9 protein-coding genes are annotated in these 10,002 nt (G+C 55.3%); 7 read left to right on the top strand and 2 right to left on the bottom strand.

Annotated elements, in window-relative coordinates; translation table 11 throughout:
- Positions 1-36 precede the first annotated feature (36 nt).
- Complete coding sequence (gene lptE / locus EJP87_RS08825) at positions 37-579, bottom strand: LPS assembly lipoprotein LptE (protein ID WP_193771249.1); 543 nt, start codon at positions 577-579, stop codon at positions 37-39.
- 8 nt (positions 580-587) lie between these two features.
- Positions 588-3,185, bottom strand: coding sequence for a leucine--tRNA ligase (gene leuS / locus EJP87_RS08820; RefSeq protein WP_130471498.1), 2,598 nt, complete (start codon positions 3,183-3,185; stop codon positions 588-590).
- 178 nt (positions 3,186-3,363) lie between these two features.
- Here leuS and nadA point away from each other — a divergent pair, with 178 nt between their 5' ends.
- The 7 genes from nadA to EJP87_RS08785 form a co-directional block, all read left to right on the top strand.
- Positions 3,364-4,461, top strand: coding sequence for a quinolinate synthase NadA (gene nadA / locus EJP87_RS08815; RefSeq protein WP_130471497.1), 1,098 nt, complete (start codon positions 3,364-3,366; stop codon positions 4,459-4,461).
- Between the two features lie 3 nt (positions 4,462-4,464).
- Positions 4,465-4,914 carry an HD domain-containing protein gene (locus tag EJP87_RS08810; protein ID WP_130471496.1) on the top strand — a complete coding sequence of 150 codons (450 nt, stop codon included), beginning with the start codon at positions 4,465-4,467 and terminating at the stop codon, positions 4,912-4,914.
- Complete coding sequence (locus EJP87_RS08805; RefSeq protein ID WP_130471495.1) at positions 4,911-6,398, top strand: HD domain-containing protein; 1,488 nt, start codon at positions 4,911-4,913, stop codon at positions 6,396-6,398. The genes EJP87_RS08810 and EJP87_RS08805 overlap by 4 nt, the downstream gene beginning before the upstream one ends.
- A 54-nt stretch (positions 6,399-6,452) precedes the next feature.
- Positions 6,453-7,121: a YceH family protein gene (locus tag EJP87_RS08800; RefSeq protein WP_130471494.1), complete on the top strand. Its 669-nt coding sequence runs from the start codon at positions 6,453-6,455 to the stop codon at positions 7,119-7,121.
- 167 nt (positions 7,122-7,288) lie between these two features.
- Entirely contained in the window at positions 7,289-7,519 is a 231-nt protein-coding gene (locus tag EJP87_RS08795) for a hypothetical protein (protein ID WP_130471493.1), read from the top strand.
- A gap of 114 nt (positions 7,520-7,633) precedes the next feature.
- Entirely contained in the window at positions 7,634-8,578 is a 945-nt protein-coding gene (locus EJP87_RS08790; protein WP_193771248.1) for a DUF4351 domain-containing protein, read from the top strand.
- A 209-nt stretch (positions 8,579-8,787) separates the two neighbouring features.
- Positions 8,788-10,002, top strand: a 1,215-nt coding sequence (locus EJP87_RS08785) for an NAD(P)H-hydrate epimerase (RefSeq protein ID WP_130471491.1), incomplete at its 3' end; no start/stop codon positions are given.

Below are 10,002 nucleotides of genomic sequence, written 5' to 3'. Positions count from 1 at the left end.
TGCCGGGCATGCTGGCGAGGCGACTCTCTTTGATGCTCAAGGATGGTCCGGCCATGTACTGCTCAACAGAGTGATCAAGGTGTCGGCCAGTTGTTCCACAGCTTCGGTTTCAGCACGCTTGCGGGTGGCCTGCACAGCGGTGCTGATGAAGGGTTCATAATAGGTTGCTGAACCATGAATGGCTGAAGGAAATTTGGGGGCTTGGCTATCCCCTTCTATGTGCAGGCGGGCATTGACGCTGATCCGAAACAGATTGGCGCGTCCGCTCCGATCTTCGGTAACCAGGGCGCGTTCTATGGTGCTTAAGGTGATTTTAACCGTTGTCTCTTTTTCCTGTCCGCTCACCGCTCCCTGCAGACCAAGACGGGCCTGCAGGCGCTCCCGTAAAAAATAGACCAGTTGCGGATTTTGCTCGGCGCCCTTGCCGCTGATCTGCAGGGAGCTGTTTTGCCAACGGCTCTCTGCCTGCTCCACAGCGCTTCCAGGCAGTCGGTAGCCACAGGCTGGTAAAAACAGCAGCGCCAAAATCAGCAGATGCGACAGAGAGAAAAGACGACGCAGGTGCAAAAGAGCGTTCATGATTCTCCTCATTGGACCACCAGATTCAATAGCCGCCCAGGAACAAAAATCCGTTTATGGATGCTGCGGTTTTGCAACTGTTGTTGAATGGTTGGCTCCGCCAGGGCGGCCTCTTCGATGCTCTTCTGGGAGGCGTCGGCGGCTACGGTCAGGCGGGCACGCAGTTTGCCGTTGATCTGCACCACCAGTGTAATGCTCTCCCGTTGTAATGCTTCCGGGTCTGCTTCCGGCCAGCGCTGCAGGCAGAGCGGTTGTGCATGCCCCAACTGTTGCCACAACTCTTCGGTAATATGGGGGACAAAGGGGTTGAGCAAAAGCACGGCACTCTCCGCCACTTCGCGCAAGACAGCCAGTTCGCTGGGGGAGCGCTCTGCATCCGCTTTGCCATGCAGCAGTTCATTGGCAGCGTTGACCAGTTCCATGACCGCAGAGATGGCGGTGTTGAATTGAAAACGTTGCACATCCCGGTTGACCTTGTCGATGGTCAGATGGGTTTTGCTGCGCAAGGCGCGCAGCTCCGCCTCTTCCGGCATGGAGCGGGCGGGCGGTTGTGCAGGCAGATCGACAATCTCCATGATCAGGCGCCAGAGGCGATTGAGAAAGCGCCAAGCGCCATCCACTCCATTATCGTTCCACTCCAGATCCTGTTCTGGGGGGGCGGCAAAGAGCATGAACAGGCGTGCGGTATCGGCACCATAGCCTTGAATGATCTCGTTGGGATCGACCACATTGTGCTTGCTTTTGGACATCTTTTCGTTGCGCCCTACCTGCACGGGGGCGGCACAGATCTGGCAGTGCAGGCCATCGGCCTCTTGCCGTACCTCTTCCGGATAGCGCCAGCCATGTTCCGGGCAGCGCAAGGTATCTTTGCGGACCATTCCCTGGGTGAGCAGGCGGGAAAAGGGTTCGTCGCAACTGACAAAGCCACAGTCACGCAGGGCTTTATGAAAAAAACGGGCATAGAGCAGATGCAGCACAGCATGTTCGATGCCACCGACATATTGATCCACCGGCATCCAATAGTTGACGGCATGGACATCCAGGGGGCCAGCATAATCGGGGCAGCAATAGCGGAGAAAATACCAGGAGGATTCGGCAAAGGTATCCATGGTATCGGTTTCCCGTTCGGCGGCCTGGCCGCAGTTTGGGCAGTGGGTATGTTTCCAAGTGGGGTGCCGGGCCAGAGGGTTGCCGCTGCCGGTCAACTCCACATCATCCGGCAGGGGAACAGGCAACTGGCTGCTGGGTACGGCAACAATGCCGCAGTGGGGGCAGTGGATCATGGGGATCGGGTTGCCCCAATAGCGCTGGCGGGAGATGCCCCAGTCACGCAGACGATATTGGGTGGTGGCCTTGCCGAGATTGTCGGCAACAAATGCGGCAATAATTTTTTGCTTGGCGGTTTCGTTGTCCAGACCATCAAACGGCCCGGAGTTGCAGAGGGTGCCTGGACCGGTATAGGCAGCGCTCATCTCTTGGGGATCGAGGAGTGTTCCTTCTGGCTGGATGACGATGCGGATGGGCAACTGATAGGTACGGGCAAACTCAAAATCCCGTTGATCATGGGCCGGGACCGCCATCACTGCGCCGGTGCCATAGTTCATCAGCACAAAGTTGGCGATGAAGATGGGTACTTTTTCGCCGGTAAGTGGATGAATGGCAAACAGGCCGGTGGCAAAGCCCTTTTTTTCCAGCCGTTCGACCGCCTCTTCACTGGTGCCAGCGCTTTGGCACTCCTGGATAAACTGTTGTGCCGCTGGATTGTGGGCAGCAACTTGCCGGGCCAGAGGATGTTCGGCGGCGATAGAGCAGAAGGTTATCCCCATCACAGTGTCGGGTCGGGTGGTATAGACCGGCAGACTCTCCGTAGAGTCGGCGATGGCGAAGGAGAACTCCAGGCCATGGCTTTTGCCAATCCAATGGGTTTGCATGCTGCGTACAGTCTCCGGCCAGCCCTCTTCCAGTTGCTGCAGACCAGAGAGCAGCTCTTCGGCATAGGCGGTGATCTTCAGGAACCATTGCGACAGCTCCCGCCGTTCAACCACTGCACCGCTGCGCCAGCCTTTGCCGTCGATCACCTGTTCGTTGGCCAATACCGTCTGATCGACAGGATCCCAGTTGACTTGTGACAGTTTGCGATAGACCAAACCCCGCTCATAGAGCTTGAGAAACAGCTCCTGTTCCCAATGGGCATAGTGCGGATCACAGGTTGCCAGCTCCCGTTGCCAATCATAGGAGAGACCCATGGAGCGCAACTCCTGGCGCATGGTATCGATATTGTTATAGGTCCAGGTACGGGGATGGGTTTTCTTTTGGATGGCGGCATTTTCAGCGGGCATGCCAAAGGCATCCCAACCCATGGGATGGAGCACATTTTTACCCCGCAACCGCTGATAGCGGGCCAACAGATCACCGATGGTATAGTTGCGCACATGGCCCATATGGATCCGCCCGGAGGGGTAGGGGAACATGACCAGCAGATAATATTTTTCACGCTGTGGCTCTTCCACGGCGCGAAAGCTCTGCTGCTGCTCCCAATAGGTCTGCCACTTTTTTTCGATGGCTTGGGGGTTGTATTTATCCCGCGAGCGGTCCCGTTCGTTCATGGGCGTGCGTCTTCCGTCTGAGTGTGAAACAATAACCTTATCCTGTTTCAAGATAGGCCAACTCCCCCCTCCTGGCAAGCCTCTTTGCAAGGAAAGACTCTTTCGATTGTTTGGGCAAGTTGTTAGAATGATGGGAGCCTGGTTATTGCACATTTTTAGTCAAGGACAAAATAAATCCATGAACGAATCGCCCCCGGTGCCGTTGGAGCCTCTGTATGCGCTTGCCGATGCAGAGTTGCAGGAGCGTATTGCCCAGGCCAAGGCGCAGTTGGCCGAGCGTTGTCTGATTCTGGGTCACCACTATCAGCGCGAGGAGGTCTATCATTTTGCTGATTTGACTGGTGATTCGCTCAAGCTGTCGCGTTTGGCAGCACAGCGCACCTCATCGCAATATATTGTTTTTTGTGGGGTACACTTCATGGCTGAGGTGGCCGATATTTTATCCTCGCCAGAGCAGACGGTGATCTTGCCTGATTTGGCGGCAGGCTGTTCGATGGCCGATATGGCCGATTTGCCGCATGTACAGGAGGCATGGCAGGCTTTGAGTCAGGTTGTGGATGCCGAAAAGGTGATTACACCATTGACTTATGTCAACTCCACTGCCGATTTGAAGGCTTTTTGCGGCATGCACGGCGGTTCGGTTTGTACCTCCTCCAATGCCGAGAAGATGTTGCGCTGGGCCTTTGCCCAACGGGAGAAGGTGCTCTTTTTTCCTGACCAGCATTTGGGGCGCAACAGCAGCCATCGTTTGGGGGTGCCTTTGGCCGAGATGGCATTATGGCAGCCTGGTCTGCCCAACGGCGGTCTCAGCGCCGAGGAGATTCGCCGGGCCAAGGTGCTTTTGTGGGATGGCTATTGTTCGGTACACACCATGTTTCAACCGGCGCATGTGGCGCTGTTTCGCCAACGGATACCGGGGATTCAGGTGATTGTGCATCCAGAATGTGCCTTTGAGGTGTGTCAATTGGCCGATGATCGCGGTTCCACGGAGCAGATTCAAGAGCGGGTGCGCTCTGCTCCTGCCGGTTCCAAATGGGCAATCGGTACCGAGCTGAATCTGGTCAATCGCCTCAAACGGGAGATGCCGGACAAGGAGATCCATTTTCTTTGTCCGACGGTGTGCATGTGTTCGACCATGTTTCGTATCGATCTGGCCCATCTGTGCTGGGTGATGGAAAATTTGCAACAGGGTTATGTGGTCAATCCTATTCGGGTGCCCGAACGGGAAGCGACAGCGGCGCGAGTGGCACTGCAGCGCATGTTGCAGGTGGTGTAAGCGATGGCCGATCTGGAGCGGGCCCTCTATTTGGCTGTGGTGGCGCACCAGGGACAACTGGACAAGGTGGGGGTGCCCTATATCCTGCACCCCTTGCGTTTGATGCTGCGTGCCGGCAGCGAAGAGGCCAAGATCATCGCTGTGCTGCACGATACCATCGAAGATACCTCCTTGACCCTGGAGCAGTTGCGGGCGGAAGGTTTTTCTGAAACGGTGTTGACGGTAGTGGATCTGTTGACCCATCAACCAGGGCACACCTATCAGGAGTATATCGAACGGGTGATGACCCATCCTCTGGCGATGCAGATCAAGTTATTGGATTTGGAAGACAACATGGATGTGCGCCGCCTGCAGCCAGAGCTGACCGAGCAGGATCGACGCCGTCTGGCCAAATATGAGCATTATTGGACGCTGTTGCGCTCCACCCTCTTTTTTTCCGGGGCGATTCCATGACCTTCAAGGTCTTCCGGGATGCGGTGCATAACATGATTTCCCTGCATCGCGAAACCGATGGGCCAGCCCAGGATCCGCTCGATTGGGGGGATGCTTTGCTGTTGGCGTTGATCGATACCCCCGAAGTGCAGCGCTTGCGGCGGATTCGGCAACTGGGCCCGGCCAACCGGGTCTATCCTTCTGCAGAACACTCCCGTTTTTCCCATGCCTTGGGTACATTGCATCTGGCCAAGCGGATTATCGCTACTCTGCTGGCACGGGCAGAGGCGCCTCTGGATCGGCAGGTGGTGTTGCAGATCAAGGTGGCGGCCTTGTTGCATGATATTGGTCACGGTCCCTATTCACATGTCTTTGAATTGATTGCGCCCGCTCTGGTTCAGCATGAGCAGTTGGGCTGGCAGCTTGTTGCGCGCCAGGGGGAGATACGACGGGTGATTACAGAGCATTGCGCCCGTTTGCGCCTGGCGGTAGAGCCCTTTTATCGGGGTTTGCAGGGGTTGCTGGCTGGAAAGGAGGAGGGAGATGTTCTCCCCTTTGGTCGGCAGTTGATCTCCAGCCAGTTGGATGCCGATCGCATGGATTATCTGTTGCGTGATGCCCATTTTACCGGGGTCTCTTATGGTCGTTATGATCTGGAGTGGCTGTTGCACTCGCTGCGGGCCTTTCCGGTTGGGCAGGAGTATCAATTGGGGGTAGAGGTCTCCAAGGGGCCGTCGGCGTTGGAAAGTTATATTGTGGCCCGGGATCATATGTATCGGCAGGTCTATGACCACAAGACAGTCCGCGCCTTTGAGGTGTTGCTGGTGCATCTGTTTCAGGTATTGTTATGGTATCGGCAGGAGCGTGGACATTGGCCGCCGGGGACGCCGTGGCCGTTGGACTGTTTTTTGCAGAGTTTACTCAGTGGTAGCACGCTCCATTTGCCGGAATATCTGGCTTTGGATGATGCGGTTTTGGAGTGTGCCATTGGTCTTTGGGCGCGCCAGGAGGCCGATTCGCCAGCGGCGGCGGAGTTGTGTTGGAAATGTCAACTGTTGCGTGATCGGCAACCGGTCTATCGACGCATTCGTTGGCATTGGCGGGGAGGCGAAGAGTGGTGCAGCGATCAACTGCATGATCGGGAGTTGGCAGATCATGTGGAGCTGTTTTTTCAGCAGGAGCGGCAGCGTTTGCTGGAGGTGGAGGATGCGAGAGGGCGGCGTTGGCAGGTGCCTCTCTCTTTATTGGTACGGGTGGACCGTTTGGAGCGGGCTCCGTATGCCCATTTGCAATACATGGCGGGCAAGGTGGAGCCGATCTGGACCGTGATGGAGGGGGATCGGCAGGGGTTGGTGCGTCCGGCAGAGCAGGTATCGCCGTTGATTGATCAACTGGGAGGCAGTCGGCGACGGGTGGCGCGGGTTTTTGTCGATCCACGGGCTTTGTCTGCGGTGGAGGGATTGTTGCGGGAGCGTTTTGTCCATGCCCATTTGGCAGTGGCTTAAGAGCAACCGACAGGGGTGGTATGTGGGTTAAAACAGGGAATAGACAGGAGAGCGATGAAAGAGCTGAGTGCGGATGAGGTACGGGTATTGGCGGCGATGATGGAGAAGGAGTGGATTACGCCGGAGATCTATCCGTTGACTTTGAATGCCCTGACCAATGCCTGCAACCAGAAAAGCAATCGGGTACCTGTGGTCCAGTATGATCCGGCCAAGGTCAAGGGGTTGGTGGAGGGGTTGTGTGCCAAGACCTTGGCGATAGCCAGCGATGTGCCGGGCAGTCGGGTGCGCAAATATCGGCATTTTTTTACCGATCGTTTCAAGTTTGTTCCTGCCGAGGCGGCTTTGTTGTGTGAGTTGATGTTGCGTGGTCCGCAGACTTTGGGGGAGTTGCGCGGGCATGCCAGTCGTTTGCATGCTTTTCCTGATGTTGCCAGTGTCGAGCAGCATATTAAAAATCTTTTGGATGTGACACCACCGTGGGTGGTGCTGTTACCGTTGCAGCCGGGCAAGAAGGAGCAGCGTTACATGCACACCTTGATGGGCATGCCCAATGTGGAGGAGTGGCTGGAGCAGGAGGAGGCAGAGGAGCGTGGCGGTGGCTCTGGCTCTGGCGGCTCGTTGGCGGCGCGGGTGGCGCAACTGGAGGAGGAGGTGGCCAATCTGCGCCAGGAGCTGCAGGAGTTGCGCGAGAGGTTTCAGGCGTTTCAGGCGCAGTTTGAGTGAGTCATTGTCAGTACTGAGAATGGCGTAATATAATGGTTAACAATCGACGTTGTTGATTGTCTGCTCTCTATCAGGTTAATTGATTGTAATAAACATGAACTGCTAAATATTTATATATACAGTTCATATAGTTAGATTGCCACTTTAGAAAGTGAGTACGTGATGTTATGTCGCAAAAATATATAATAAAAGTCGAAAATTCATATGTTCAAAGTGCGATAGAAAGAATAAAAAGAATTATTGTGCCTGCCACTCCAGAATTTTTTCCAGAATATACTGATCATGCTGTTGATCATTTTGAATGTACTTTACAAACTGCTCATGCGTTGATTGCAGAAAAAGCAAAAGATTTAATGACTGAAGATGACCGGTCCATATTATCACTTGCAGATGGATGACAGGATGTGATCTCCGTCGGGCAGTGTTTCCGCAATATAACGCTATTGGTGGCAGGAAATTTTCTGGTATGCTGACAGGCGATGGGAGAGGCAAGGGGGAGAAAACGGCAACCGATGGCGGATCTGCTTGACGAATACAGAAAGACCAGTTGGCATCGTCTGTTGGCTCAGATGGTAGAGGAACCACTGACGACGGTCAATATCGCCGTCCAGACGGAGGTGGATGTGACCAGCGCTTCTCCCAAGGCGGACATCATTCTGTTGCGCCGGGAGGGTGTCGGATGGACAGAAGAGCAGAAAAGATGGCTGGCAGATGGCATGCACGATACAACGGCCAGTAATCTGCTGATTGAGTTTAAGTTTACTGAGAGTCTGACCAACAGGATATGTCGCCAGTTGCTTGTCTATGACCATCTTTACCAGGAAAAGCAGCGACTGCAACGCAATGAGCTGACGAGTTTTCTCCTGCTCTCGAAAACACCGGAAACGGATATTTTGCAGAGGCATGGTTTTGCGCCAACTGATAAATCTGGCGTCTATACATCCCGGATCGAGCTCTTTGATTCGATACGTGTCATCCTGCTCAACGAACTGTCGGATGTCCCACACAATGCCATCTGGAAATGCTTCGCCAGTCGCAAACAAGAGTGGAAGAAAGCTTTTGACCGCATCTATCAACGCTGCTTGCCGACACTGTCGGTTGCACACGAATATATCATCTTCGGTATCCGCAAGATACGCATGGAGGGTACGATGGAGAATATGGAACCAATCGGGTTGACGCCCGAATATGTACTGGATTTGGGACGCCGGGAGTGGTTGGCCTCCATGATGAGAGCCATGCCGAGGGAGGAGTTGCTCAAGATGCCTGAGGCGGCGGGCATTCAACGGGAAGGTGAGGCAAAACTGTTGGTGCGCCAATTGAAGCGACGTTTTGGGGAGCTGCCTGCCATAGTCCACGAGAAAATTGCCGTTGCCAACTCAGAGAGCCTGGAACGGTGGGGTGATTTGGTCCTGGATGCGCGTTCCCTGGACGATGTGTTCGCTGCAGACCATTAAGATAGCAGAGTCGCTTGTGGCTGAGTAGCTTTGTCCATAGAGTCATCATGCTGTAGACGGAAGAGCTGGTGAACAAGGGTCGCGGACCCTCTCCGAGCAGGTGTGTGTCTGGATCCGCTCTGCTTGCCAATGTTTCAGTCAGAAACCCATGGTTGATCGGAAAAATTATCTCGCCGATCATACGATCTTATGAGAAGGAGCAGTAAACCATGGCCAAACTATTGACCAGTGCCCAGATGCGTGAGGCGGATCGGCGGACCATTGAAGAGTTGGGGCTGCCGGGTGTGGTGCTGATGGAAAATGCCGGGGCGCAAGCGGTCAAGGTGTTGAAACAACGGCTGCCCGATTGGCAGAAGTTGCCTGTTTTGGTGCTGGCCGGACAGGGCAATAATGGGGGTGATGGCTTTGTGATTGCACGTCGCCTGCTGCAAAGCGGTGTGCGTGTCTCGGTCTTCATGTTCGGTCAGTGCGACCGTCTGCAGGGAGATGCTTTGACCCATTTTCAGGTCTTTGAGGGCAGCGGCGGCCTGGTGCGCGAAGTGGGAATTGCCAGCGATTTGCAGCGCTTTGATCAACTCTTAAGCCATGCCGGCGTGGTGGTTGATGCCGTCTTTGGTACCGGTCTGACCCGTCCGGTTGAGGGGATCACCTTGCAACTCTTTGACAAGGTCAACCGCTCCGGTAAAGCTGTTCTGGCTGTGGATATTCCCTCCGGGGTCTCTGCCGATAGTGGACAAATTCTCGGTTTGGCCCTGCAAGCCCGTTGGACCGTCACCTTTGCTGCCGAAAAGATCGGTCACCGCACCTATCCCGGAGCGGCCCTCTGTGGCGAGGTGATCTGCGCCGACATCGGCATTCCCGACCGCTATATCGCGATTCCTGAGCATAATGTCGCCCGCAATGTGCTCGACGATGTGCAAAAACCACAACGCCGTGCCGATGGCCACAAAGGCACCTTTGGTCATCTTTTGATCTGGGCCGGTTCGGCGGGCAAAGAGGGGGCAGCGGTCTTGACCGCCATGGGAGCGCTGCGTATGGGGCCAGGATTGGTCACGGTGGCTACCCCCGCTGCCGCACGTCCCGGGGTGATGGGCAAGTTGACTGAAGCCATGAGCCTCTCCCTGCCCATGGATGATGAAGCGGTATTGCGTACTCTCCTGGAGTGTGAGATTCAAGCCGATGCCTTGGCTATCGGACCAGGTCTGGGCAATCGTCCCGGTTTGGCCCATACCATTCTGGCTTTGCTCAATCGTTGGGATATTCCGACACTCCTGGATGCCGATGCCTTGAATGCTATCGCCCAGGAGGGACATCTTTTGGCTGGGGTGAGCCGGGGACGGCAAGCACCCCTGATTTTGACCCCCCATCCCGGCGAGTTTTCCCGTTTGTTGTCCGGAGCGGTCTCTGCAGCAGCGGTACAGAGC

It is taken from the genome of Candidatus Magnetaquicoccus inordinatus, from assembly GCF_004217665.1.
GTDB classification, from domain to species: Bacteria; Pseudomonadota; Magnetococcia; order Magnetococcales; family Magnetaquicoccaceae; genus Magnetaquicoccus; species Magnetaquicoccus inordinatus.
Note: the sequence above shows the minus strand (reverse complement) of the source record. Positions and strands in the feature narration are given on the sequence as shown.